This window comes from Stutzerimonas stutzeri (assembly GCF_019090095.1).
GTDB classification, from domain to species: domain Bacteria; phylum Pseudomonadota; class Gammaproteobacteria; order Pseudomonadales; family Pseudomonadaceae; genus Stutzerimonas; species Stutzerimonas stutzeri_AN.
In genome coordinates this window covers 1,489,866-1,516,027 of sequence record NZ_JAGQFP010000001.1, presented here as the reverse complement: position 1 = coordinate 1,516,027, position 26,162 = coordinate 1,489,866, and the positions used below count along the sequence as shown (strand labels likewise).

The window sequence follows — 26,162 nt, the reverse complement described above, 5'->3', positions numbered from 1 at the left end:
GCCGGTCGGGTCGTCCACGCCTACCACCTGCAAGGGATTGAAAAGATGAACATGAAGCGACTCCTGGCACTGCCGCTAACCGCCGCGCTGCTGTCCGCCTGTACCGCCACGACGTCTCTGCGCTCGAGCGACCCGAGCCTGGCGGTGAAAATCAACGATGACGCACCGCTGGTGCTGAAGAACCCGGTCAGCAAGACCTACAAAGCCACCAGCTTCGGCCAGTACCGCTTCCGCGCCACACAAGAAGGCATGGAACCGATGTACGGCCTGGTGCCGCTCAAGTTCAACAAGGGCTACCTGATCGCCGACATCCTGTTCTTCGCGCCGGCGGCCTTCTACAACCTGCGCGAGGTCTATCCCTACTACGAGTTCGACGTGGCGCAAGGCGTCGTGCGCTACAAGAAGAACGAAAGCGATCAGTGGACCAGCTACACGCCCACGGCTGCCGAAGCCGCGCGAGCGCAGGCGTATTTCGGCCAGTAAAACGCTTGGCGCGAGCGTCGTTGCGGGCTGTCATCGCGGTCTTGGTCCGCACGGCCGCGTCCCCTCGCCCCGCTGAGAAAGGGCGAGGGTGATCCAGGCGAACCCGGTCATCGCTAACGTTTACCCTCCGTGCCGGCTGCCAGTCGGCATCATCGCGTCCGCCGCTCGTCGCGGACCGCTTTCCTGGCCTGACATCGGCACGGTGCGGGCGTAGAATCCGCGCCGCTCCGGCTTCCCGTTTCGAATTCCCGATTGCTTCCTGCCAGCCCGCGCTTACCCGAGCCGCGGGCTGCATGCGTTGTGGTCAAGCAGGGCCGGTCACTCTTTTCTTTTTATCCGCTCAGTCGCCACGCTGTGGTGCGCCGCGTGGCGCGCTGCACATGCCGACTGGATCGCACGCCAGACATCGCTTACATGAACGAATCGAACACCCACGCCGGGCGTTGGCTCAGTGTCGTCGCACTGGCCTTGGCCGCTTTCATCTTCAACACCACCGAATTCGTCCCGGTCGCCTTGCTCAGCGATATCGGCCGCTCGTTCGACATGCCGCCATCGCAGGTCGGGCTGATGCTGACCATTTACGCCTGGGTCGTGGCGCTGATGTCGCTGCCGATGATGCTGCTGACCCGCAACATCGAGCGTCGCACCTTGCTGATCGTCGTCTTCGTGGTGTTCATCGGCAGCCACCTGGTGTCGAGTGTGGCCTCGAGCTTCGGCATGCTGATGGTCAGCCGCATCGGTATCGCGCTGGCGCATGCGGTGTTCTGGTCGATCACCGCGTCGCTGGCCGTGCGCGTCGCTCCGCCGGGCAAGCAAGCGCAGGCCCTGGGCCTGCTGGCGACCGGCAGTGCGCTGGCCATGGTGCTGGGCATCCCGTTGGGGCGGGTCGTGGGTGAGCTGCTGGACTGGCGTACCACCTTCCTGTCGATTGCCGGGGTCGCGGCGTTGGTGGTGCTCTGCCTGGCGCGCACGCTGCCGCTGCTGCCGAGCCAGAATTCCGGCTCGCTGCGCAGCCTGCCGCTGCTGTTCAGGCGACCTGCGCTCGTCGCCGCCTATGTGCTGACGGCGCTGGTGATCACCGCGCATTTCACCGCTTACACCTACATCGAGCCGTTTGCACAGACCATCGCTCACCTGAGCGGCGACATGACCACCGCGCTGCTGTTGCTGTTCGGCGGTGCGGGCATCCTCGGGTCGGTGCTCTTCAGCCGCTACAGCAACCGCTATCCGAAGGGCTTCGCTACCGCCGCCATCGCGGTCATGGCGACCTGCCTGCTGTTGCTAGCGCCGGCCGCGCGTGACAGCTCGCTGCTGGGCACCCTGGTGGTGATCTGGGGGATCGCCGGGATGTGCTTCGGTCTCGCGGTGCAAGCCAAAGTGCTCAATCTGGCGTCCGATGCGACCGACGTGGCGATGGCGATGTTCTCGGGCATCTACAACGTCGGCATCGGCGGCGGTGCGCTGCTGGGCAGCCTGGTCACGCAGCAACTGGGTCTCGGTCACGTCGGGATCGTCGGCGGCCTGCTGGCGGTGAGCGGCGTCGTGCTGTGCGGCTTCGCCACCTATCGGTTTGCCAAGCCGGTGGGCAGCGCCGCGCTCTGACGGAGCGCGGCAGGACTTCAGGCTAGGATTGCTCCCTCGTCAGGATAGCTGGTCCGCCTGGCGGCGATCATCAGCCTTGCCGCTGGGTTACTTGAGTTCGTTGGCGAAGCGCCCGACCGCGTCGACTACCTGCTTGGCACCATCCTGAATCTCGACGATCACCGCGCCGGCCTGGTTGGCCAATGACAGGCCCTGGGCGGCCTGTTCGCGGCTGGCTGCCATCTCGCGAACGGCGTCGTCGACCAGCGCCTGGTTTTTCTGTACCACGCTGACGATTTCTTCCGTGGCCGCACTGGTGCGGCCGGCGAGCTGGCGCACCTCGTCGGCCACCACCGCGAAGCCGCGGCCCTGTTCGCCGGCGCGCGCCGCTTCGATCGCAGCGTTGAGCGCCAGCAGGTTGGTCTGCGCGGCAATGCCGCCGATGGTCTGGACGATGGAGCTGATCAGCTGGGACTGCTGGCCCAACGCCTCGATCCCGTGGGTTGCCGATTCCACCTCCTCGGCGATGCGCTGCATGGTGGTGACGGTATCCCTGACCACGATGGCGCCACGCTCGGCGCTGGTGTCGGTCTGCCGCGATACGTCATAGGCGATGCTGGCGGCTTCGCGCACCTCGGTTTCTCGGGCGACCTGATCGGTCACGACGCTGGCGAACTTGACCACTCTGCAGAGCTTGCCTTCGGTGTCGTGAACCGGGTTGTAGCTGGCTTCCAACCAGACTTCCCGGCCCATGCTGTCGATGCGTTTGAAGCGATCGGCCACGAATTCACCGCGGTTGAGGGTTTCCCAGAACTGCTTGTACTGCGGGGAGGACGCTTCCTCGGGCGAGCAGAACATGCGGTGATGCTTGCCGACGATCTGCTTGAGCGAATAGCCCATGCCTTGCAGGAACTGCTCGTTGGCGGTGACCACCGTGCCGTCAAGGTTGAACTGGATGACCGCCGTGGAGCGAAGCAGCGCGGTGATGAAGGCTTCGTTTTCCTTCGCCTGTTGCAATTCGCGGGTTACCTCCCGGGCGAAGCCGCGGATATCCAGCAGGCCGCCGGCGGTGTCACGGATCGGATACCAGTCGACATGCAGCCACGCCAGGCTGCCGTCGGCACGCAGGTAGCGGTAGTCGTCGCCGATCGGGGAAAGCCGGGCCACCGCGGCACGGAAGTCGCGGAAACACGGCAGACCGGTGACATAGGCCGGCACGATTTCAGCCATCGGTCGGCCCACCAGTTGGTCGACCCGATAGCCGAGCGCATCGGCGAACTTCCGATTGACGTCCACCATTCGAAACTCGCGGTCCAGCGTGACCGACAGCAGCGTTTCTGCCATGCGGTCGTGCAGCTGGCGCAGCAGAGCCAGCTCGGCGGCTTGTTCCACGAGTTGTTTTTTGAGTTGTCCGTTGAACATGCAAGCACCGGGAAGTGGGGAGGAGATGCGACTCTATCGGCACACCGCCGCCATACTTGACGCCCGCCAGCGCCGATCGAAGCTCAATCGAGCTTTTCGATGCGCACCGGAATGACACCCACACGCGGATTGGCGATGGCCTCGAACGCGGCCCTGGACAGATCGACGATACGGTTGCGCACGAACGGACCGCGATCATTGACGCGGACCACCACGCTTTTGCCATTGCGGGTGTTGGTCACCCTGATCCGCGTACCGAACGGCAAGGTGCGATGCGCCGCGGTCAATGCATGCTGGTCGAAGCGTTCGCCGCTGGCGGTCAGCTTGTTGTGGTGCTGGCTGCCGTAATACGACGCCTTGCCCGAACCGATCGGCTGGCCGGCGCCAGCAGGCGTCGTCTGGTCCGGCTTTGGCTGTTGCGGAGCCGTGGTGCAGCCGGCCATGGCCAGGCAGAAGAGCGCGGCGGTTATCCATCGGGTCTGCCAGGTGCGCATGTCGATCCTTAAAGTTGTACAGGGGGCGCTCGTGATTATTGCCAAGCGGCTGCGCGCGCGAAAGAAGGCGAGTCGTGCCCTCTCAGCGACCGACGCCGGCAGCTCATGACTATAGCGCTGCGCCTGGATCGCGCGGGACGCTATCGGCGCGATCGACACAATCTACGGGTCATTGCGCCTGGAAAGGACCCTGCTGCGTCGCGTCTTCATATGCGCCGCATTTCCTAGTTCTTTGGTCTGAGATTGAGCAGTTTTCGATCACCGGATCTTGTACAGGCAAATGGCCAGTGAAACACTTTGTCGCAGTTTCGGCGCAGCCCTGTTCCGATGCCTCCCTCCATGGTGCCCCATGTTCCGCTCTCTGAATGTTTCAACCCGAGCTGCCGTCAGCTTCTCGGCGATCACGTTGTTGCTGTTGTTCGTTGGTTGCTTTTCGCTGGTGCAGGTCCAGGCGTTGCGCGAAACGGAGCAGGTCATCGAAACGAACTGGCTCGTTGGCGTCCGCGATTCTGGCCGGCTTCGAGCCGAAGTTCAGGATTTGCGATTGATGGTGGCGCGGTCGTTGATCCCATCGGCCGATGGCACGGTCACCCGTGCGGCGCCCGAAGTCAAACAGCGCCGGGCGAACGTCATGGCGCAAATCGACGCCTATCTGGCCTCGCCCGTGATCGACAAGCATGAACGCCAGCTGGCGCGCACTGTACAAACGACGGTCGAAGGCTACAGCCAGTCGCTGGATCGGCTGCTCGCCTCGATCGACGCCGGGGATACCCAGGGTGCTGTCGCGCTGTTCAATGGCGGGATGCGCGAGCAAGCGGTGGCCATCAACGAGGCGCTGCAGGCCTTGACGGCGTACAACGACGACGGCGCCAAGCAGTCCGGTGCATCGGCCGGTGCCGTATACCAGAGCAGCTTATGGGTGCTGTCCGGCGCGATGGGCTTCGCGGTGCTCGCCACGCTGGGGTTGGCGATCGTCTTTACGCGCAGCATCACCACGCCGCTCGGGCAGGCCGTACGGGTCGCTGAAGGCATCGCCGCGGCAGACCTGAGCCAGCCGATCCGGGTAGAAGGCTCCGACGAACCGGCCCGCCTGCTGTCGGCGCTGGCCACCATGCAGGCCACCTTGCGCGACACGCTCAGGCACATCGGTGACTCCTCGACCCAGCTGGCGACAGCGACCGAGGAAATGACCAGCGTCGCCCATGAGGGCACCGCGGTTTGCAGCGGCAGAACGAACAGGTCGAACTGGCTGCCACGGCGGTCAACGAGATGACCGCGGCCATCGAGGAGGTCGCCAGCAACGCCGCCTCGACGTCCGACAGCGTACGGGACTCCACGGAGGCGGCCGAAGCCGGGCGCCGGCGCGTCAACGAAACCGTCAGCGCTATCAACAACCTCTCGGCGCGCATCAGCGATACCGGTGAGCACGTTCAAGGACTTGCCGGCCAGGCCCGAGACATCAGCAAGGTACTCGACGTAATTCGTACCATTGCCGAGCAGACCAACCTGCTTGCCTTGAACGCGGCGATCGAGGCCGCGCGTGCCGGGGATCAGGGCCGTGGCTTCGCCGTGGTGGCCGATGAGGTCAGGGCGCTCGCTCACCGCACCGGTCAGTCGACCCATGAGATCGAACTGATGATCACCGCGATCCAGAGCGGCACGCAAAGCGCCGTCGAAGCCACCGTGCTGAGCACGAACGAGGCGCGCAAGACGCTGGACGTCGCCCGCGAAGCCGGAACCATGCTCGATACCATCGCGGCGTCGGTGGTGACGATCAACGAGCGCACCGTGATGATCGCGACAGCAGCCGAACAACAGGCACAGGTTGCCCGCGAAGTGGACCGCAGCCTGATGACCATCCGCGATTTGTCGATCCAGTCGGCGACCGGTGCCCACCAGACCGCCGCAGCCAGTGAGGAACTGGCGCGGCTGGCGACCGACCTCAATCAGCTGGCCCTGCGTTTCAAGACCTGACGAAGGCCTAGCGCTCGGGCTTGGCCAGCCAGGTGTCGGCGATGCGCTGGTATTCGCCGGTGGCCTTGGTCAGGTGCAGCCACTGATCGACATAGGCCTTGAACGCCACGTCGCCGCGCGGCAGCAGGAAGGCCTTTTCGCTGTACTGCAGCGGTTTGTCGGGGTTCACCGCGCACAGCGTCGGGTAGTTGCGCTGCTGGTACTGCGCCTCGGACGAGTCGGTGATCATCACGTCGGCCTTGTTGTCGGCCACCGACTTGAAGATCACCGTGTTGTCGTGGAACAGCTCCAGCTGCGCCTTGGGCAGTTCGCGATGGACGAACGCCTCGTTGGTGCCTCCCGGCGGTTCGATCAGACGGACCGACGGCTGGTTGAGCTGTTCGATGGTCTGGTACTTGTCGACCTCATCGCAGCGGACGAAGGGGATCTTGCCGTCAACCGCAATCGGATCGCTGAAGAACGCCTTCTTCTGCCGTTCGAGCGAGATCGACACGCCGCCCACCGCCATGTCGCACTGCTCGAGAAAATCCGGCATCAGCGTCTTCCAGGTGGTCGGCACCCACTCGACTTTCACGCCCAGACTCTTGGCCAGCGATTCGGCCAGGGCGATATCGATCCCCTCGTACTGCTTGTCATCGCGCAGGAAGGTGTAGGGCTTGTAGTCGCCGGTGGTGCAGACCTTCAGGGTGCCGCGCTGCTGGACGTCATCGAGCAGCGAAGGGGCGGGCGCGGCGACACTCGCGCCGCTGGCCAGCAAGATGCCGGCCGCAATCAGAGATCTCATTGAGTTTTCCTTGCAAGGCGGACGCAGCGGCCCGGTTATTGTTCTGGCCCGCACGACGATGCGGACAGCTGGAACGTACCGGACACAGGCGGTTCGTCACAAGGCCAATGGCTCGCGCGTTCGCGTTTTCCAAGTATTCGCCGCGGGTCGCGGCTCCCACAGAGGTGCGTTGTGCAGCGGCGGCCGTTGTAGGAGCCCCGACCTCGGGGCGAAGCGGGATCGGTCAGGCCATGGGTATCGGGCACAAAACGGGGCTTTGACGGTGTCGCAGAGGCCGTATTCGCCGCGGGTCGTGGCTCCCACAGAGGTGCGTTGTGCAGCGCGGCCGTTGTGGGAGCCCCGCCCTCGGGGCGAAGCGGGATCGGTCAGGCCGTGGGTATCGGGCACAAAACGGGGCGTTGACGGTGTCGCAGAGGCCGTATTCGCCGCGGGTCGCGGCTCCCACAGAGGTGCGTTGTGCAGCGGCGGCCGTTGTAGGAGCCCCGACCTCGGGGCGAAGCGGGATCGCTCAGGCCGTGGGTATCGGGCACAAAACGGGGCTTTGACGGTGTCGCAGAGGCCGTATTCGCCGCGGGTCGCGGCTCCCACAGAGGTGCGTTGTGCAGCGGCGGCCGTTGTAGGAGCCCCGACCTCGGGGCGAAGCGGGATCGGTCAGGCCGTGGGTATCGGGCACAAAACGGGGCTTTGACGGTGCTGCAGCGGGCGCTTTCGCCGCGGGTCGCGGCTCCCACAGAGGTGCGTCGTGCAGCGGCGGCCGTTGTAGGAGCCCCGACCTCGGGGCGAAGCGGGATCGCTCAGGCCGTGGGTATCGGGCACAAAACGGGGCTTTGACGGTGTCGCAGAGGCCGTATTCGCCGCGGGTCGCGGCTCCCACAGAGGTGCGTTGTGCAGCGGCGGCCGTTGTAGGAGCCCCGACCTCGGGGCGAAGCGGGATCGGTCAGGCCGTGGGTATCGGGCACAAAACGGCGCGTTGACGGTGCCGCAGAGGCCATATTCGCCGCGGGTCGCGGCTCCCCCAGAGGTGCGTCGTGCAGCAGCGGCCGTTGTAGGAGCCCCGACCTCGGGGCGAAGCGGGATCGGTCAGGCCGTGGGTATCGGGTACAAATGGGGCGTTGACGGTGCCGCAGAGGCCGTATTCGCCGCGGGTCGCGGCTCCCCCAGAGGTGCGTCGTGCAGCAGCGGCCGTTGTAGGAGCCCCGACCTCGGGGCGAAGCGGGATCGGTCAGGCCGTGGGTATCGGGTACAAACGGGGCGCTGACGGTGCTGCAGCGGGCTCTTTCGCCGCGGGTCGCGGCTCCCCCAGAGGTGCGTTGTGCAGCGGCGGCCGTTGTAGGAGCCCCGACCTCGGGGCGAAGCGGAAAGGGCGTTAGCCCTGGGGCGAGCGGCGGATGGTCTTCATCAGGTCAGCCGGCGTGATGTGGCCGACCACGCTGCTGGCGCTGCCCGGTTGTGGCAGGTTGAGGATATTGCCCTTGATCTTGCCGATCACGTGCATCTCGCACGGTTTGCAGTCGAATTTCAGGGTCAGGACTTCGTCGCCATGCACCAGCTGCATCGGCGCGACCTTGGTGCGCACGCCGGTGACGCCCTTGGCCTGTTTCGGGCACAGGTTGAAAGAGAAGCGCAGGCAGTGCTTGGTGATCATCACCGGCACTTCGCCGGTTTCCTCGTGGGCCTCGTAGGCCGCGTCGATCAGCTGTACGCCGTAGCGGTGATAGAAGGCCCGGGCTTTCTCGTTGTAGACGTTGTAGAGGAACGACAGGTGCGCTTCCGGATAGACCGGTGGCGGCACGCTGACGGCCTTGCGGCTGCCCAGTGGGCGAATCGCTTCGCGGGCTTCGGTCAGCGCCTCGATGGCTTCGCGGCGCAAGGCCTTGAGCTGGGAGTTGGGGATAAAGAAGGCCTGCGGTGCATCCACCTCCACTTCTTCGGCGTGGTAGAGGGTCGTGCCCAGCTGGCTCAACAGGTCGGCGATCTGGCCGGGCACCTGTTCCGGCTTCTTCGCTTCACCGAAGGGGCCAGCCAGCGAAACCGTGGCGTAGGCGCCTTCTTCGCTGGTGACATGTAGCTCGAGCTCATCGGCGCGCAGTTTGGCCAGCCAGCGCACGCCGACGCGGCGCTCGGCAGAGGTCTTGAGCAGCGCTTGCTGCCAATTGTGATCAAGGTTGCGGTTCAGCGGATGGTTCGGGCGTAGCTGGCGGATCGCCGCAGGCATTTCATTGGGCTCGACGCGGTACTGCCACAGCGGTTGGCCGTCTTCTTCGAACTGACTCAGCTGCTCGACCACGCTGGCGCGGAAACCCACCACTTCGCGTTTGACCAGCACGTTCAGGCCGTCACCGTTGGACAGCGGTTCGCGGGTCTGCACGGTCAGGTCATGCTTGCCGACCTTGAGCACTTCGCCCACGGCGAGACCGGTGAAGGTCGGCGAATCGAAGGCGCCGATGTCGATCTTGCGGTCGGTGACGAAGTAGTCCGTGCTGCCACGGTGGAAGGTCTTGTCCGGGTCCGGTACGAAGAAATGATCGGTGCGGCCGCTGGAGGCGCGGGCCAGATCGGGGCGGCCCTCGAGGATGTCGTCCAGGCGCTGGCGATAGTAAGCGGTGATGTTCTTCACGTAGCTCACATCCTTGTAGCGGCCTTCGATCTTGAATGAACGCACGCCGGCATCGACCAGCGCGCGCAGGTTGGCGCTCTGGTTGTTGTCCTTCATGGACAAGAGGTGTTTTTCGAACGCGACCACCTGGCCCTTGTCGTCCTTCAAGGTGTAGGGCAGGCGGCAGGCCTGCGAGCAGTCGCCGCGGTTGGCGCTGCGGCCGGTCTGCGCGTGAGAGATGTTGCATTGCCCGGAAAAGGCCACGCACAGCGCGCCGTGGATGAAGAACTCGATGGCCGAATCGACCTCGTCGGCGATGGCGCGGATTTCCTGCAGATTCAGCTCGCGCGCCAGCACCAGCTGGGAAAAGCCGGCCTGCGACAGAAACTTCGCTCGCTCCAGCGTGCGGATATCGGTCTGGGTGCTGGCATGGATTTCGATCGGCGGCAGGTCCATTTCCATCACGCCCATGTCTTGCACGATCAGCGCATCGACACCGATCTCATACAGCTGCCAGATCAAGGTGCGGGCGGCTTCCAGCTCGTCGTCATGCAGGATGGTGTTGAGGGTCACGAACACCCGCGCATGGAACAGGTGGGCGAATGTCACCAGCTCGGCGATGTCTGCCACGCTGTTCTCGGCGTTGTGCCGGGCACCGAAACTCGGCCCGCCGATGTACACCGCGTCGGCGCCATGCAGGATGGCCTCGCGAGCGATGGTGGTGTCCCGAGCGGGGGAGAGCAGTTCGAGATGGTGCTTGGGCAAGGACATGGGCGCGGACCGGGTGCAGATCGAAAGGCGCGCATTGTAAAGGCTTACGCAGCTTTTGGGACTGGCCGCTGGGCGTGTTGGATCGAGCGCGTCGAACCCGCGACCCGACCGAGCCGAAGCCGCCAGGCGCGAACAAGGTGAAGCGCCCGGTCGCTACGGCTTCCAACCCGCGCCGGGCCGACGCAGCCGGGTGGTGGTTCTCAGCCCTGGTCCGCGCGGCGTAGTGGCCGGCCTGTACCCTCAGGATAAGGTTGCTGCCCAGACGACGGCCCCGAGCAGGGGCAACCCGGCCGCCAGCCGCGGGGCATAGGGGATCAGCAGCAGGAGGGCGAAGCCGGCGAGCGAGATCAACCCGAACCAGCCGACCAGCGCCATGCCACCCGGCCAGACGTGACTGGCGGCGTAGCCCGCAAACCCCAGCAATAGCACACCTAGCGGCATGCAGAGCGGGCGCAGACGAACCGGTACACGCGGGTGGGCCAGCTGCTTCCAGTGGCGCTCCTTGGCGAGACAGATGCCGAGCATGCCGGCATAGGCCAGCAGCAGGCTGGCGAGCAGAGCCGAACCATTCATGACGAACCCTCCGCCGCCTGGCGATTGAGCGGAACGGGCGGCGCCTTCCTGGCGCTGGCGAGCGTCGGGATCTTCCAGGCGGCCCAGCCGATCAGCAGGCCGATCAGCGACACGCTGGCAAGTAACGCCAGGCGCGTGCCGTCGAATGCGGGATGGATGATGGCCAGGTCCAACAGCGGCAATCCAAGCGCCAAACCCGCTGTGACCATCAGCTGTTCGCGCCAGGCCTGCAGGGGCTGGCGGAGCCGAGCATGCACGCCGCTCAGGGCCCAGATACCGAAAAACAGCCGCAGCTCCCACGCCTGCCGGTCCGCCAGCTCCGCCGGCAGCAGACGATTGGCCCACAACAGCGCAATGCAGGCCAGCGAGAGGCCGGCCACCACCGCCACATTGGTACTCTCCACCAGGCGCAGAAAGGCTTGGCTGATCTTGGTCTGCCTGCGTTGCTTGACGACGTAAAGCACCAGTCCGCTCGCAATCATCGCGCAGCTGACCAAGCCGCAGATGAAGTACAGCCAGCGCATCGGGTAGCCACCGAACTGAGCGAAGTGCAGGCCCGCCATCACCCGTTGCGTCAGCTGGCTGATGCGAGACGGGTCCGGCGCCTGGATCAGCTCGCCGGTGACACCGTTGAAGGTCATGCCTTCGCCCTTGGTCAGCTCGATGCGATTGCCCAGCACGGGACGCGCCGTGACCTGGGCATCGGCGCGGCCCGGGTTACTCACGGTCAGCGCGGCGATCATGCCGTCGCCGTAATGCGCTTCGGCGCGGCTGACGATCTCCCCGAGTGCCAGGAGGGGCGCCGCCGGTGCCAGGCGTGCGGTGTCGTCACGCCTGGTCTGCTCGTTGCCCATGCCTCGCGGCTCGCTTCGCGCCTGCTCGGCCGCGCGCGCGGGCTGCGCTTCGCGGAAATACGCCTGGGCATCACCGTCGTACAGGGCATCTATTGCAGCCGGCATGTAGATCAGGAAAAAGATCACCAGACCGGTATAGGTGATCATCAGGTGGAAGGGCAGCAGCAGCACGGCGCTGGCGTTATGGCCGTCTAGCCAGGAGCGTTGCCCCTTGGCGGGACGGAACGTGAAGAACTCCTTGAAGATTTTCTTGTGAATGATGATCCCGCTGATCAGCGCCACCAGCATGGCCATGGCTGCGAACCCGACCACCCAGACGCCGAGCAGTCGTGGCATATGCAGGGTGTAGTGGAAATGGAAGAAGAAGTTGCCGCCGATGGTTTCCCGCGCTTGCACGGGCTCGCCGGTCAGCGGATCCAGTGGCGTGCCACCGCCGCCACGGCGTCGCTCGCCGACGGATACGGCGAGGGCCGGCGAGCGCTCGGTCGGCAGGCTGATGTTCCAGTTCGACTCATCGCCGTGGTGGGTCATCAACCAGCGCTGGGCAACGTCAGCGGCAGCTGTCGCTGACTGCGCCCGGTCGGTCAGCTCCGGTTGCATCCACCAGTCGATCTCCTGGTCGAATACCGCCAGGGTGCCAGTGAGAAAGATGGCGAACAGCACCCACCCAAGCAGCAATCCGCACCAGGTATGCAGCCAGGCCATCGATTGCGTCAGACTGCGTTTCATCTCAGGGCCTCCAGCAGTTGTGGCCAAAACCCGACGCCAGCCAACGGAATGGCCAGGCTCACGCCGACCAGCACACGGCGTGCCGAGGCGGCGGAGAAGGCCCATAGAATGAAGACCAGATAGACCACGAACGCCGGCAGCGAGGCGGCGGTCAGCGCGTCAACACGGTCCAGCGGCAGCAGCCGCGCGATGGCGGCGGTCGCGGCATAGGTGAAGGCATAGCCACCCAGAACCGCGAGGGCGGTACGCGCGGCGATGTCGCGCCAGTTACCGCCGGTTTGAGATGTGGAACGGGTCACGACGAGCTCCGATACCGAACAGTCCATACGAAAAGGTCCCAGCCGTGGCTGCGCAACGGCTGGGTACAGATGCTGGGGTGAGCCTGAGTAGATGCGCCCCGGTACGGCCCAGGGCCGAGCCCTGGTTGGCAACGCAAGTCCATGTCAGGCAGCGAGGCGCACCGGGTGACGGGGCGCCTCGTCCATCGCGCTAGAAGGCGACACTCATCCCGACCGTATAACGACGTCCGTCGAGCACCGTCTCGTAGTTGTCGTAGTCGATTTGCTGGTTGAAGACGTTGTAAACGCCGGCCAGCAGCTTGAGGTTGCGGTTCACGTCATAGGTGCCGCCGAGATCGACCAGCGTGTACGCAGGGGTGCTATCGGCCATGCTGGTGCGCGACAGGTACTCGGATGTTTCGCTGCGGTAATTGAGCCGAGCCCAGGTGCCGAGACGGTCGCTGGTTTGCCAGTCCAGCGTGGTGTTGAACATGTGCTTGGGCATCTGATTCAGCGGTTCGCCGCGGAAATCGCCACTGCGCTGCTCCGATTCGGTATAGGTGTAGTTGGCCGCCAGCGACAGGGTCGCGGTGATGTCCCAGTCGAAGGTCGCCTCGACGCCGCGCATGCGCGCTTCATCGACATTGATTCGATCGCTGATGAAGCGGTAGGCCTCGCCGTTGACCACGCATTGGCCCGAGGCGTTACCCGTGGTGTCCGTGCAGCGGCGAAGCTCGGTGATCTTGTCCTTGAAGTCGGTGTTGAACAGGGTCACGCCGGCAGACAGTCCATTCTGGCTATCCCACAGCACCCCGATTTCCTGGCTGAGTGTTTCCTCTGGCTTGAGTGAGGAATTACCGACGATCACGGCCGGGTCGCCTCGGCCGCCGCCGGTGATCTGCCCCCAGTTGTCCACCGCGGCGCGGATGTCAGGCGAGCGATAGCCGCTGGATATGCCGCCTTTCACCGTCCATTGTTCCGCCGCTTGCCAAACCCCGTACACGCGCGGGGACCAATGGGTGCCGTAGTTTTCATCGCGGTCCATGCGCAAGCCGGTAGTCAGGGCGAAGCGATCGGTCAGGCTCCACTCATCTTCGGCGAACAGCGCCCAGGACCAGCGTGTCAGACGGGTCAGGTCTTCGGCGCCGGCCAGCTGGTTGCCCTTGTCGGAGAGGTCCTCGTAGCGGTATTGGCCGCCGAGCGTGGCGATGTGATCGCCCAGGAACAGCGAGCTCTGCGTATTGAAGACGCTGTTCTCCAGCTCCATTTCGCGACCCGGGTTCTCGATGCGCTCCTGCTGCAGGTAGGTTTCCGACTGACCGGAAGCCCAACGGCCTGTGTGGCTGATGGCGTAGTGCGTACGGTCGTAGTCCGACAGCGAGTCGCTGTTGCCCGTGCCTGAGCGACCCAGGCTGGCGTTGCGTTCCTGCTCGGTTTTGCCTGCTTCCAGCACGATGTCGTTGGCCGCATTGGGCGTGAACGACAATTTGACCGTACCGCTTTCGGTCTTCTGCTCGTTGAAGCCGCGGGGAATATCGTCTTCGTCTCGACGAGACGTCTGTCCGTAGACCTGCAGGCCCAGCAGGCCATCGACCAGAGGTCCGGAGAGATAGCCGTTGAGGCTATGGTAATCGCCGGAGTCGGAGCGGTCCTGGAAGGTTTTCTCGGTGCGAACGCCGCCATGCCAGGTGTCGGCCACCTTGCGGGTAATAATGTTGATCACCCCGCCCATGGCATCGGAGCCATACAGGGACGACATCGGACCACGCACGACCTCGATGCGCTCGATGGCTTCCAGCGGAGGCGTCCAGCCTTGCTCGATGCCGGGGCCGTCGCTGTTGGGGCGCGTCGCCCGCGACTCCATGCGCTTGCCGTCGATGAGAATCAGCGTGTATTTGGAGGCCATGCCGCGAATGCTGATATCGCTGGAACTGGCGCCGCCGGTGATGACCACACCGGGAATATCCCGTAGCGCATCCGTGACGTCGCGGTAGGATTTCTTCTCCAGCTGATCTCGTGTCACCACCGAGATGGAGGCAGGCGCCTCCTTGATCTGCTGCTGGAAGCCCGACGCGGTGACCACGACGTTCGACAGTTCGACCGCCTCTTCGGCGCTGGCCGGCGTGCTCATCCAGGTGGCTACAGCGATTGCGCAAGCCAGACGATGCCGATTGAAAACCACCATTTACTGCCACCTCCCTGAGAAGCCTGCCGAGTCTGCGGCCGGAGACTCGCCACGTATCGGCGAGCACACTGAGCGCCGCTATGTGGCCGCAATGCTAAGCATTCTCATTTGAGAGTAAAGCGCATTTACAATCTATACACTTCGCAGACGGATGGTCATGCGCAGGCCGGTTTCGCCGTTTTCCGCCCAGAGGGTGCCGCCCTGCATCTGCACCATGCCACGCGCGATCGCCAGGCCCAGGCCGAAACCGTCGCCGCCGGGGCGGGCCGCGCAAAGACGCGCGAAGGGCAGGAAGATCACCGACAATCGGTCCGGCGGCACACCCGGCCCCTGGTCCTCGATGCGCAGTTGCCAGTGGTCCCCGTCACGGTCGGCGGTCAGGCACACCGTTCCTTGGGCGGGGGAGTAGCGGATGGCATTGCGCAGAATGTTTTCCATGGCCTGTGCCAGTGCGTTGAGGTTGCCCAGGACCTGGCAATCTTCCGGTACCTGCGCGCGGATGCGTTCGCGGGACCAGCCGGCTTCGAAGCACGCGTTCTCGCTGATCACGTCCCACAGCGCCGCGACATTGACCGGCTCGCATTCGAAGCGAGGCTGCTCGCTGTCCAGCCAGGCGAACTCTAGCGTGCTGTCGACCAGCTGCTGCATACGGGTGATCTCGCGGTCGGTTCGGCTGCGCAACTCCTCGGTATCGAGCTCGCTTTCGCAGGCCACGCGCAAGCGGCTGAGCGGGGTGCGCAGTTCATGGGATAGGTCGCGCAGCAGCTGCTGTTGCTGACTGATCGAATCGCGCAGGCGCTGGGTCAGGTATTCCAGCGAGCGGCCCAGCTCGCCGAGTTCATCGTGGCGCCGGGCGATGGCGGGCGGCAGCAGCGAGTCGAGACGGTTGCCCCGCAGTGCGTTGGCCTGTCGCCGCAAGCTGTCCAATGGCGAGACCAGCAGGCGATAGAGCAACCAGCAGAACAGGATGGACAGCAGCACCGGCGGCAGATACACCGCGCCGGCCCTGAGCAGCGCATAGTGGCGCCACGGACGGAAGCGTTCCGGTAGCCGCATGATCAGCTGCGCGCCGCTGTCGGCGATCGGCACGGAAATCAGCGGCAGGCCTTCGTAGCGGCGGCTCATTGGCCACTCGTAGTGCCGCACGAAGGTGAGCCCCTGCCGCTCCGCGGCGGTCAGGGTTTGGCCGCCGAGGGGTTGCAGCTGTTCGTCCACCACGACCAGCCAGCCCGGTTCGCGCTGGCGCATGGCGGCCAGCCAGCGAGCCAGCGCTTGCGGTCCGGCTTGCAACGCGGCCTGGGCCTCGTCGGCATAGCGGGCGAGCGTGTCGTGAGCCTCCGGCGACAGATAAGCGCTGGACCGGTCGATATGGTGGCCGACGTAGCCGCCGGCCCAGATCATGGCCAGGCAGAAGCCCGCGACCAGCACCACCAGGCGCCAGAACAGCGAATGACGATTGGGCATCAGTCGGCCTGCAGATCCAGCACGTACCCCTTGCCCCATACCGATTCCAGGCGCAGCGCCGCCACCTGCTCGCGCACGAGCTTGCGGCGTATGTTGCTGACATGCATGTCCAGGCTGCGATCATGCTGCGAATAACCGCGGCGCAGCGCCTGCTGGTAGAGAAACGGCTTGCTCAGTACTTCCCCGGCAGCGTCGTGCAGCACCTTCATCAACCGGTATTCGGTGGCCGTCAGGCCGACCCAGCGCTCCTCGTAGCGCAGATCACAGCGCTGATCGTCGAAGCGTACCGAGTCGTTTACGACCGCTGGCGCGGCACTGCGCTCATAGGCCACCCGGCGCAGGATGGCGGCGATGCGCACCTGCAGTTCTTCGATGCTGAAGGGCTTGGGCAGGTAGTCATCGGCACCACTGTCGAAGCCCTGGATGCGGTGCGCCTCGTTGCCCAGCGCGGACATCATCAGCACCGGGGTGCGGCGCTGCTGTCGCAGCCGGGTCAGCAGTTCCATGCCGCTGAGTTCCGGCAGCATCACATCCAGCAGAATCAGGTCGTAGGTCGACGCTCGCGCCAGTGCCAGGCCGGTCGAACCGTCACCGGCGAGCGTCACGTCGAACCCACGGTTCTCCAGAGAGTTTTTCAGGTGCGGCCCCAGAATGGGGTCGTCTTCGATAGCCAGAAGCCGTTGAGCTGCGCAAGTTGCCAATGGAAGGCTCCGGTGCAAATAAGAACTATTATAAGTTGGAGTCATCGCCAGGCGGCAAGTAGGCCGCGATAGGTAGCGTTTTGCCGCACGGACTCGACTTACGGGGTATGGCAGGTGCATCTTCAGCATCTGCCCACCTGTTGCTGGAGAGATGCTGTGCGCCTGCTTTCGTCTTCTTTGTGTCTGATCGCACTGCTCGTTGGCGGCCGCCTTGCTGCCGCTGCCGATGTGGGCGGGGAGGCGCAGCTGATCGATTCGATCAATGCCTATCGCAGCGAGGTGCAGCGCTGCGGCGACCGTGCGAGCGAGGAGCTGACACCGCTCTCGCCCGATTCACGTCTGCGATTGCCGGTGACCGGTGCCGGGGATCTGCAGGATTCATTGGCGCGCGCCGGTTATCCGATGGCCAATGTGCAAGCCATCAGCCTGTCCGGCCCGCGTGACGCGCAAGCAGCCATGCAGGCGTTGCGGGAAAGCTTCTGCCGTGTGCTGCTCGATCCGCAGTATGCCGATGTGGCTGTCAGCCGTGAGGGTCGCGACTGGCGCATCGTCGTGGCGCGGTCGCTGCTCGGTGGGCATCTGAGGGACTGGCAGACGGAAGGGCAGAAGCTGCTCGATGAGGTCAATCGCGTGCGCGGACAGGCACGCCAGTGCGCTGGCAAGTCGTTTGCCGCGGCACCGCCGCTGAGGTGGAACGCGACGCTCGCCACCGTCGCCGAAGCCCATAGCCGCGCCATGGCCAACGGCAATTTCTTCAGCCCCCTCGATCGCGATGGCCGCACGCCGGGCGACAGGGCCGAACTTGCAGGCTATACCGGTACACCGGTCGGTCAGAACATTGCCGCCGCGCTGGACCGGCCACGCGGCGTCGTCGAAGGCTGGTTGGCCAGCCCGGGGCATTGCGCCAATTTGATGAACCCGCAGTTCAGCGAGCTGGGCGCCGCCTATGCGGTGGACCCGCAGAGCGATGCGGGAATCTACTGGGTGGGCATGTTTGGCGATCGATGAACAGGCGGGCCGAGACGCTGCGCTATCGCCCCCTGGGCATCCGCTCAGGCGCAATTAGGGTTCGGCGTTGAGCTGCGCATTTGTTCTTGGCATTAGCGAAAGTTGCGTAAGTCCGCGAGTGCTTTGACGACATTCTGGTCAGCAGCGCGGAGTAGCCGTATCGCTCCGTGAAGCGAAACCCAGCACTCGTCCCGCCAGCTCAATACCCGTAGGGGCTGCTCACCGACAACGGCCTTTCGCACGTGGGGCTGCGAGCGTTGATTGCTGAAGCGCGGCAGCAACCAGTGACTGATCCAACAGCCAAGGCGCTTGGCTGCCGACGACTCGCTGTGAAACACCAAACAGTAGGTGTTGTGTATATCGATCCAGATCGTTGGGCCAGGCTGGTTGCCGAAAAAGAAACCCTCGACCCGGCAATGTGAATGCAGAGCGCCGAGTTCGTCGGCGTATCCGAGCAAACGTGCCAGCGCGGTACCGTCCAGCAGCACAAGGCCGTCTGGTCGATGCGCTACGCAAAGGTCGTGACCCTCGAAATTCAGGTAATGAAGGGTAGGCATTCCTTGTCCTCGTGCTGCCCGAACCGCATTGGCGTCAGGCTTCTCCAGTCGTTTCCTTTCTGCTCCGCATTCGATGCGCCGGTCTATCGTGCACGGCCTCAGGATACGAAGCGCATTGCCTGTGATCGAACGACTTGCCGCCGTCCTTCACAGCATTCTTGGGAAATGAAATCATGAATTCAGTTTTAAGCACAACAGCATGTTCAGTTGTGTGTGGGGCTGGAATTTAACGTCCACTCCATGAACGAGAAGATGGAATTTGCCGAACGCCTGCGCACTGCGATGCTTGCCGCGGGATACCCTGATCGCCCTGCTGTTCTGGAGCGCGAGTTCAATTCGCGATACTGGGGACGGTCGGTGACCTTTCAGGCTGTTTCACGTTGGCTCGGCGGAAAATCCATCCCCTCGCAGGACAAGCTTCAGGTTATCGCGCAGTGGTTGAAAGTCGAGCCCCAGGCCCTGCGATTTGGTGACAGGGCGGTGACTGCGATCCGTGAGCAGCGGGCGCAGTGGGAAGACCCTGCTTTCTATGACGACCGAGAGGCCATCGACGCCTTCCTGGCACTGCCAACCGAGCAGCGTAAGGTCGTACGCGACGTGATCAAGGCTTTCGCCAAGACAGGCGAAGCAGCCGGCAGGCCTCCGGCTCGGACAGTCACGAAGCGATCTCCTTGAGCCAACCGCGCTTGCGGTCCGCCATGGGTGCACAAGCGGTAAGTCCGTGCCAAGTACGACCCGACGCGCACTAGCTCGCCGACGGCGAACGATGAAGCGGCTCATGCATCAAAAGAGGGAAGTCGTTCTGGTCTTTTCGCCGCGAAGAGGAGCGCTGACATGACCGATCCGAAAGACCCACTCAAGGATGGCCTGACACCTGCGGATTACGATGAGTACGGCGATGCGCCCGAGCCGGGTGATTCGGCCGAGCCGGACGCGGGCGGTGATCCCGGTAATGAACCGAATCCAGGAGAAAGCCCGCTGGGGTAGTTTCGCGGTAGCAGCCCAGGCGTATTTCACGGTAAAGGACAGGCGGCTCGCTGGACAATCCCGCGCTCACGCCCTACAAAGGCGCGCGTTGCGTTTGGGGCGGTTTGCTCCTGGAGCGCGCCCTATTCAGCGAGAGGCAGTGAAACCGTGAGAAAAAAGAAACCCGTAGATCCCGTTCGCCAAGCTGAAAAGAACCGTGCGCACCGGATTGGCTGGATGATCGCGCTGGCCGGGATCGTGGTGGGGTTCGTGCTAGTGCTGGCCAAACAGTCCTGAACGGCCAGACCCGCCGATCGAGGCTGTATCGTTGTGGGCCTGTACCGGTATCGCGACGGGCAACTGTGCCTGCTCGCCGATCCGCGTCGCGCTGAGAATGAGCCGAACACTCAGCGCCGAGCCTCGCCATGCATATCGCCATTCTGACCTTCGACGGCTTCAACGAACTGGATTCGCTCATTGCCCTGGGCATTCTGAATCGTGTCAGGCAGCCGGGATGGCGCGTCTCCCTGGCGTCACCGAGTGAAACGGTGACGTCGATGAATGGGGTGCGGCTGCATCGCCAAGCTGCTCTGGATGAGATCGAGTCATTCGATGCGGTGCTGGTCGGCAGTGGCATCAAGACCCGCGAGATTGCCGAGGATACGGCCGTGATGCAGGTGCTGGCCCGGCTCGATACCGAGCGGCAGCTGATTGGTGCCCAGTGCTCCGGCACATTGATCCTGGCGAAGCTGGGTTTACTCAACGGCGTGCCCGGCTGCACCGACCTCACCACCAAGCCTTGGATACAGGAAGCCGGCATCGAGGTGCTCGAGCAACCCTTCTTCGCCCGCGGCAATCTGGCGACAGCCGGTGGCTGCCTGGCTTCCGTCTACCTCGCGGCATGGACTCTGGCGCGACTGGTAGGGCCCGATGCTGCAGCCGAGGCGTTGCATTACGTCGCACCCGTAGGGGAAAAGTCGGATTACGTAGAGCGGGCGTTGAGTAACATCCAACCTTATCTGCCATAGGCTTTGTACGAAAAGTGCGTGCGCTCGGTGATGCTGCGTTGAAATCGCTCTGGTACGCCAGCCCGGTCAGAATGCTCATTTACACTGCGTAAACTGCGCTTCTTCGAGCGTTTTCGCCTTGCCTGACCTTCGCTCGACGACTTTTCGTACAGAGCCTGGCGTCGACCACCTACTGCGTGGCCTTCGCAGCGGTTGCGAGGTATGGTGCGAGCCGACCTTGCCACCGATCGAAGCCCGCCATGAGAACCGATAGCCGCCTTTCCCGCATGCTTCACGTCCTGCTGCACATGGCGCGTGACGAGCGCCCGGTCACCTCCGAGCAGATCGCGCAGATGCTCGGGACCAACGCGGCGGTCGTCCGGCGCACCATGACGGGCCTGAGGCAAGCCGGCTATGTGCGCGCCGATAAGGGCTACAACGGTGGCTGGAGCCTTTCGGTCGATCTGCAGCAGGTCACGCTGCTGGACATCTATCATGCCGTCGGCGGTCCGCGCATCTTTGCCATCGGCGCGGACCGCGACAACCCTGATTGCCTGGTCGAGCGGGTGGTCAACTCGGCGCTCGAAGACGCCTTGCAACAGGCTGAAACCCTGCTGCTGCAACGGCTGGGTTCGCTGACCCTGGCCAACCTGTCGAACGAATTCAACACGCTGTACAGCACCTGCCAGGCGATGCCCGCCACGCATAAGCCCCACTGATCACCTCGTCTGAAGCATCACTGAAAGACAGTTTCTTTTCGTTCGATTATTAGTGTAACTTTAAAAGATACATAAATAATCGAAGAGGCGAGCGCTATGTTCTACGACGTGATCATTATCGGTGGGAGCTATGCGGGATTATCGGCAGGGCTACCCTTGGCACGGGCCCGCCGGCGGGTGCTGGTGATCGATGCGGGCCTGCGGCGCAACCGTTTCGCTGCGACATCCCATGGTTTTCTGACCCAGGATGGCGCCTCCCCGGATGACATTGCCGCCGAAGGCCGTGCCCAACTGATGGACTATGAAACCGTCGACTGGCTGTATGCCGAGGCACTGCGGGCCGAGCGCGACGGCGAGGGCTTCTGCGTCACCGATGGCCGCGGGAATCAGCATCGAGCACGCCTGTTGATTCTGGCCAACGGCGTCGTCGATGAGCTCCCCGCGCTTCCGGGGCTGGCCGAGCGGTGGGGCAAACAGGTTTTCCATTGTCCGTATTGCCACGGCTACGAACTCAACCAGGGGCGGATCGGCGTACTGGCGACCTCTGCGCTGTCGATGCATCAGGCGCTGATGCTGCCGGATTGGGGCCGCACGACGTTGCTGCTCAACGATGTGTTCGAGCCCTCCGCTGAGGAACTGGCCCAGCTCGACGCGCGAGGTGTTGCGCTGGAGCGCACCCAGGTCCTCCGCCTGAAAGAGGGGGAACCGATGAACGTGGAGTTGGCCGATGGCCGCCAGTTGTCATTCGATGGCCTCTTCCTCGCGCCGCGTATGCGCGTCTCGGCACTGGTCGGGCAACTGGGTTGTGCCATGGAAGAGGGCCCGCTCGGTCCTTTCATCAAGACCGACTTCACCAAGGCCACGTCAGTCCCTGGTGTATTTGCCTGCGGCGACGCGGCACGAGCAGCGGGGTCGGTGCCCTTGGCGGTAGGCGATGGCGCTATGGCGGGTGCCGGTGCGCATCGGGCGCTGATGTTCGGGCTCTGAGGGGGGACACTGCCGGGGTAGCGCTGTGGACGTTCGGCAGAAGCGCGAGTCGCTTTCAGCAGGCCAGCGGGGTAAGAGCAGGAGCCGGAGGCGTTCCCACGCCAGGCATGGGAACGCTTGTCTGGTGCCGATCAGGCGAAGACGAAGTACTTGCGGACGGTCTCGACGACTTCCCAGGTGCCCTTCATGCCAGGCTCGACCACGAAGATATCGCCGGCCTTGAGGTGGATGGGCTCCATGCCGTCCGGCGTGATGATGCAGTAGCCTTCCTGAAAATGGCAGTACTCCCATTTGACGTACTCGACGCGCCATTTGCCGGGCGTGCAGATCCAGGTCCCCATGATCTTGCTGCCGTCATCCGAGGTGTAGGCATTGAGGTTGACGGTGTGCGGCTCTCCTTCGATTCGCTCCCATTTGCAGGCATCGACGACAGGCATGGGCTGGGTATCGCGCAATACGGTGATCGGTGGGTTGGCCATGGGCGCTCCTGGTGAGACGGAAAAGGTCGCCCACCATAGAGCGGCGTTACGTGGGTCAATTGTCTGGGGTCGACACCTGGATGCTCATCTGCGCTATGCGGGGCCGCTAACCTCGCAGGGCGCAGTGAGTATCCAAGGCTTCGATTGGCTGCATTGATTCGCTCTGGTGAGCGACAGGCGTCGCCTTATACGCGGAAGCGGCTGACCATCGCCTGCAACTCATTGCCAAGGCGAGCCAGTTCGACACTCGATGCTGCGGTCTCGTCACTGGCCGTAGCGGTCTGCTCGGAAATGTCGCGCACATTGATCACGCTGCGACTGATCTCGTCGGCGACGGCGCCTTGCTCCTCGGCAGCGGCGGCGATCTGCTGGTTCATTGCCTGGATGTTCGAGACCTTGGCGGTGATGTCGTTGAGCGCCAGTCCGGCCTTGCGCGTGAGCTCGACGCTGCTTTCGGTCAGGTTGTGGCTGTTCTGCATCGCGACGGCCACCTGTTGCGTGCCCTGTTGCAGACCGGCCACCAACTGCTCGATTTCTTCGGTCGATTTCTGCGTGCGTTGAGCCAGGCCGCGAACCTCGTCGGCCACCACCGCGAAGCCACGTCCCGCCTCACCGGCACGGGCGGCCTCGATCGCCGCATTGAGCGCGAGCAGGTTGGTTTGCTCGGCCACCGTCTTGATCACGTCCATGACGCTGCCGATTCGGTTGCTTTCCGACTCCAGCTTGGCCATGGCTTCGGTGGAGCGCAGCATTTCCTGGGACAAGCGTTCGATCTGGGCGACCGCCTCGGCCACCACCGCGTCGCCCGAACGTGCTTCGCGATCCGCGTCACTGGCCGCTTGCGACGCTTCCTCGGCATTGCGCGCGACTTCCTGCACCGTGGCGGACATTTCGTGCATCGCCGTTGCGACCTGATCGGTCTCGATCTTCTGACCGTTCATGCCGACGCTGGTCTGCTCGGTGATAGCCGACAGCTGTTCGGCGGCACTGGCCATCTGGGTAACGCTGTCGCGGATACCGCTGATGAGCTCACGCAAGGTCGCCGCCATGCCCATTACGCCCTGCTGCAGCGCGCCCATTTCATCCTTGCGCTCGATGCGGCGTTGGTCGGTCAAATCGCCTGCGGCGATATTCCGGACGACCGCAAGCGTCTCTGCCAGAGGCTGGGTGATTTGCCGGATGATCAGCCAGGCAGCCAGCAGACCGATGAGCAGCGCGAGCGCCGCAACCGTGACTTGAGTCGTCCGAGCCTGGGTGGTCTCCTGATCCAGGCTGGCGCTCTGGAACTGGGTCAGGAGCATGCTGAGCCGGTTGATCTCGTCCGTCTGGCTCGCCATTTCCTGGCGTGCCGTGGCGATCGCTTCGGTTTGAGCGACGACCGCTTTGAGGGCGACGAGATATCCGTCGAGCGCCTGCTCGGTAATGGCCACCTGCGCGGAAAAGCGCTCGCCGAGCACGGCTTTGAGCTGCGCAGCCGATTGTCGGGCCTGGGCAATTTGCTGCTCGACCTTGGCGGCGACCGCTTGGGTGGGTGTCGTGTTGTAGCCACGCATCTGGTAGCGCACCAGCTGCCAGTCCATGCGCAGCTCGGAGATCGCCTTTAGCCCCGCGTAGCGGTTTTCGGCGTCGGCCGGCATCCGCTCCACCGTCTTGCCCATGGCGTCGATGGGCTCACTGGCGAGCGCGGCGTACTTGCCCATGTCCGCTCGGGCGGCATTGCCGGCTGCATAGGCGTCGCGCATCTTCTTCAGCGAGGCGCGATAGCCTTGGATCTGCTCGCCTTGTTGGCGCAGGTGCGCCACATTCTCGGGGCCGGAGAAGTTTGGCGAGATCGCTTCGAGCCGCGCTGCAAATCGGTCCAGCGCGTCGTTCACGGCCTCGGCCGACTTCTCCTCGCCGTTGTCCAGCATGTATTGCAGGCGCGCGATTCTCAGTTCGCCCAGCGATTCATTCAACGAGGCGATCTGCCCCATCAAGGCGCCGCGGTGCGTCACGCTGCCCAGGCTGAGCCAGCCATAGACGGCCAACGCAGCGGTGAGCAGAAGCACCGAGCCGAAGCCGATCGCCAGCTTCCGGGTCATGCTGATATCGGCGAACCAGTTCTTCATTAATGTTTCCTCCTGTCCATAAGTGGGTTCCGGTGCCGATCCTCTTGGCGTTGCCCCGTGCGAAAAGGGCAGGGTGTGGCCCGGCGCCAGGCGCCGGACTATCGCGCGGGGTCAGTAGACGAAGGTCAGCAGTGCGTTGAAGATCAGCGCCGCGACAAAGCCCAGGGGCGCGGCGCGGAACAGCAGCTGCGGGAACAGCGAGGTGCGGCTCTGTTCCGTGGGGCAGGAGCCCAGGATCAGGCTGCCACCGGAAGAGAACGGCGAGATCGAGGTGGCTTGCGCACCGACGACGATGGCGATGAACAGGATCATCGGGTCGAGTCCCAGTGCCGAAGCAATCGGCGGCACCATCGGGAACAGCGCCGGCGTGACGACGCCGAGCGTGCTGGAGAACAGCGACATGAACGCCGCGACGATGCCGAAAACGATTGGCACCATGATCGGCGGGATGCTGGTGCCCATCCAGGATGCCAACAGGTCGATGGTGCCGGCCTTGATGGCGACCGAAATCAGCATGCCCACGCCGCAGATCATGATCAGCGTGGCCCAGGGCACCGACGCCATGGCCTTGCGCTCGTCGCCCAGCTTCAGCAGCAGGGCGACGACCGAAAACAGGCTGGCGATCAGGCCGATATCCATCTTCGAATTGATGAAGCTGACGGTTGCGTTGTCGGGCAGGACGATATGCGCGATCGGCGCCGCCAGCACGATGGCCATCATGGTCAATGTCAGCCACAGGGTCATCTTCTGCTCGCGGTTCAGCGGTGTCGGCTCGGTCGCCACATAGGTCGATGCCTTCATCGCCTTGCCATGTCCGGTCAGGAACACCAGCACCGAGATCACCAGCAGCGGGATCACCAGCGTACTGGCGAAGATGCCTGCGGCATTGATGAAGGCATCGTTCTCCGGAATGCCGGCATTGACCATCAAGCCGCGGAAGATGATGCCGCTCTGGCTGGAGACGAAGTTGGCCCCGCTCAAGGCGCCGTAGTTCACCGCCATCCCGCCGGCGATCAGGCTCATGCCAGTGCGCTCGCACAGCAGCAGGGTGATCGGCGCCATGAACGCCAGCACCGTGTAGTAACCGGCGCCCATTGCCGAGATGACGGTGGCGGTGAAGAAGACGGCGAACGGCAAGAGCTGCGGCACCGATCGGCAGTGATAGATCAGGTGCTCGGCCAGCTTCTCCAGCGTGCCGTTGACCGTGGCGAAGCTGTAGAACAGGCAGACCGAGAAGATGATGAAGAAGATCTTCAACGGCCACATGCCGATGACCTCGGACGGGCTGAGGCCCATACCGAAACAGCCGATCAGGTAGGCGAAGGCGATGGCGAACAGACCAATATTGATCTTGGTCTTGTAGCCGAGGGCGACGGCGACAACGATTGCCGCGACGACGAGCAGGCTCATCATGATGAAGGTCCTATTGTTGTTATGGATCG

At 64.0% G+C, this 26,162-nt stretch carries 23 protein-coding genes; 10 read left to right on the top strand and 13 right to left on the bottom strand.

What is annotated here, in order from left to right; translation table 11 throughout:
* Positions 1-51: 51 nt before the first annotated feature.
* Both KVO92_RS06535 and KVO92_RS06530 read left to right on the top strand, forming a co-directional pair.
* Positions 52-483, top strand: coding sequence for a hypothetical protein (locus tag KVO92_RS06535; protein ID WP_237709844.1), 432 nt, complete (start codon positions 52-54; stop codon positions 481-483).
* Between the two features lie 414 nt (positions 484-897).
* On the top strand, positions 898-2,085 hold the full coding sequence (locus KVO92_RS06530; RefSeq protein WP_217474803.1) for a sugar transporter: 1,188 nt from the start codon (positions 898-900) through the stop codon (positions 2,083-2,085).
* Between the two features lie 87 nt (positions 2,086-2,172).
* Here the strand turns inward: KVO92_RS06530 and KVO92_RS06525 are convergent, their stop codons facing one another.
* On the bottom strand, positions 2,173-3,486 hold the full coding sequence (locus KVO92_RS06525) for a methyl-accepting chemotaxis protein (RefSeq protein WP_217474802.1): 1,314 nt from the start codon (positions 3,484-3,486) through the stop codon (positions 2,173-2,175).
* Between the two features lie 83 nt (positions 3,487-3,569).
* On the bottom strand, positions 3,570-3,980 hold the full coding sequence (locus KVO92_RS06520) for a septal ring lytic transglycosylase RlpA family protein (RefSeq protein WP_217474801.1): 411 nt from the start codon (positions 3,978-3,980) through the stop codon (positions 3,570-3,572).
* Positions 3,981-4,260: 280 nt separating this feature from the next.
* Here KVO92_RS06520 and KVO92_RS22625 point away from each other — a divergent pair, with 280 nt between their 5' ends.
* Positions 4,261-5,253 (top strand): HAMP domain-containing methyl-accepting chemotaxis protein, encoded by a 993-nt coding sequence (locus tag KVO92_RS22625; protein ID WP_254621299.1) that lies wholly within the window; start codon positions 4,261-4,263, stop codon positions 5,251-5,253.
* Complete coding sequence (locus KVO92_RS22620) at positions 5,199-5,954, top strand: methyl-accepting chemotaxis protein (RefSeq protein ID WP_254621298.1); 756 nt, start codon at positions 5,199-5,201, stop codon at positions 5,952-5,954. The genes KVO92_RS22625 and KVO92_RS22620 overlap by 55 nt, the downstream gene beginning before the upstream one ends.
* 7 nt (positions 5,955-5,961) lie before the next feature.
* Here KVO92_RS22620 and KVO92_RS06510 read toward each other — a convergent pair whose 3' ends face one another.
* The 8 genes from KVO92_RS06510 to KVO92_RS06475 form a co-directional block, all read right to left on the bottom strand.
* Positions 5,962-6,738, bottom strand: a complete 777-nt coding sequence (locus KVO92_RS06510) for a transporter substrate-binding domain-containing protein (protein WP_019340214.1) — start codon at positions 6,736-6,738, stop codon at positions 5,962-5,964.
* A 1,366-nt stretch (positions 6,739-8,104) separates the two neighbouring features.
* Positions 8,105-10,105: a peptidase U32 family protein gene (locus KVO92_RS06505; RefSeq protein ID WP_217474800.1), complete on the bottom strand. Its 2,001-nt coding sequence runs from the start codon at positions 10,103-10,105 to the stop codon at positions 8,105-8,107.
* 240 nt (positions 10,106-10,345) lie between these two features.
* Complete coding sequence (locus KVO92_RS06500) at positions 10,346-10,678, bottom strand: DUF3325 domain-containing protein (protein ID WP_217474799.1); 333 nt, start codon at positions 10,676-10,678, stop codon at positions 10,346-10,348.
* Positions 10,675-12,261 carry a PepSY-associated TM helix domain-containing protein gene (locus KVO92_RS06495; RefSeq protein WP_217474798.1) on the bottom strand — a complete coding sequence of 529 codons (1,587 nt, stop codon included), beginning with the start codon at positions 12,259-12,261 and terminating at the stop codon, positions 10,675-10,677. The genes KVO92_RS06500 and KVO92_RS06495 overlap by 4 nt, the downstream gene beginning before the upstream one ends.
* Positions 12,258-12,560: an iron transporter gene (locus KVO92_RS06490; protein WP_217474797.1), complete on the bottom strand. Its 303-nt coding sequence runs from the start codon at positions 12,558-12,560 to the stop codon at positions 12,258-12,260. The genes KVO92_RS06495 and KVO92_RS06490 overlap by 4 nt, the downstream gene beginning before the upstream one ends.
* A 190-nt stretch (positions 12,561-12,750) precedes the next feature.
* Entirely contained in the window at positions 12,751-14,724 is a 1,974-nt protein-coding gene (locus KVO92_RS06485) for a ligand-gated channel protein (protein WP_217474796.1), read from the bottom strand.
* Between the two features lie 132 nt (positions 14,725-14,856).
* Positions 14,857-16,188, bottom strand: a complete 1,332-nt coding sequence (locus KVO92_RS06480) for a HAMP domain-containing sensor histidine kinase (RefSeq protein WP_217474795.1) — start codon at positions 16,186-16,188, stop codon at positions 14,857-14,859.
* Entirely contained in the window at positions 16,188-16,889 is a 702-nt protein-coding gene (locus tag KVO92_RS06475; protein WP_254621296.1) for a response regulator transcription factor, read from the bottom strand. Before KVO92_RS06475 ends, KVO92_RS06480 begins: the two co-directional genes overlap by 1 nt.
* A gap of 156 nt (positions 16,890-17,045) precedes the next feature.
* Between KVO92_RS06475 and KVO92_RS06470 the strand changes: the two genes are divergently transcribed.
* The 6 genes from KVO92_RS06470 to KVO92_RS06445 all read left to right on the top strand — a co-directional run bounded on the left by KVO92_RS06470 (position 17,046) and on the right by KVO92_RS06445 (position 22,133).
* Complete coding sequence (locus KVO92_RS06470) at positions 17,046-17,897, top strand: CAP domain-containing protein (protein WP_217474793.1); 852 nt, start codon at positions 17,046-17,048, stop codon at positions 17,895-17,897.
* Between the two features lie 797 nt (positions 17,898-18,694).
* Entirely contained in the window at positions 18,695-19,129 is a 435-nt protein-coding gene (locus KVO92_RS06465; RefSeq protein ID WP_217474792.1) for a transcriptional regulator, read from the top strand.
* Positions 19,130-19,288: 159 nt separating this feature from the next.
* Positions 19,289-19,441 carry a hypothetical protein gene (locus tag KVO92_RS06460; RefSeq protein ID WP_217474791.1) on the top strand — a complete coding sequence of 51 codons (153 nt, stop codon included), beginning with the start codon at positions 19,289-19,291 and terminating at the stop codon, positions 19,439-19,441.
* Positions 19,442-19,845: 404 nt separating this feature from the next.
* Positions 19,846-20,448: a DJ-1/PfpI family protein gene (locus tag KVO92_RS06455; RefSeq protein ID WP_217474790.1), complete on the top strand. Its 603-nt coding sequence runs from the start codon at positions 19,846-19,848 to the stop codon at positions 20,446-20,448.
* A gap of 239 nt (positions 20,449-20,687) precedes the next feature.
* Positions 20,688-21,146: an Rrf2 family transcriptional regulator gene (locus KVO92_RS06450; RefSeq protein WP_217474789.1), complete on the top strand. Its 459-nt coding sequence runs from the start codon at positions 20,688-20,690 to the stop codon at positions 21,144-21,146.
* A gap of 96 nt (positions 21,147-21,242) precedes the next feature.
* Positions 21,243-22,133, top strand: coding sequence for an NAD(P)/FAD-dependent oxidoreductase (locus tag KVO92_RS06445; RefSeq protein WP_217474788.1), 891 nt, complete (start codon positions 21,243-21,245; stop codon positions 22,131-22,133).
* A 131-nt stretch (positions 22,134-22,264) separates the two neighbouring features.
* On the opposite strand, the gene KVO92_RS06440 is transcribed toward KVO92_RS06445, so the two are convergent.
* The 3 genes from KVO92_RS06440 to KVO92_RS06430 form a co-directional block, all read right to left on the bottom strand.
* Positions 22,265-22,612, bottom strand: a complete 348-nt coding sequence (locus KVO92_RS06440) for a cupin domain-containing protein (protein ID WP_217474787.1) — start codon at positions 22,610-22,612, stop codon at positions 22,265-22,267.
* Between the two features lie 185 nt (positions 22,613-22,797).
* Positions 22,798-24,720, bottom strand: a complete 1,923-nt coding sequence (locus KVO92_RS06435; RefSeq protein ID WP_217474786.1) for a methyl-accepting chemotaxis protein — start codon at positions 24,718-24,720, stop codon at positions 22,798-22,800.
* 111 nt (positions 24,721-24,831) lie between these two features.
* Positions 24,832-26,133: an SLC13 family permease gene (locus tag KVO92_RS06430; protein ID WP_254621295.1), complete on the bottom strand. Its 1,302-nt coding sequence runs from the start codon at positions 26,131-26,133 to the stop codon at positions 24,832-24,834.
* Between the last annotated feature and the right edge of the window lie 29 nt (positions 26,134-26,162).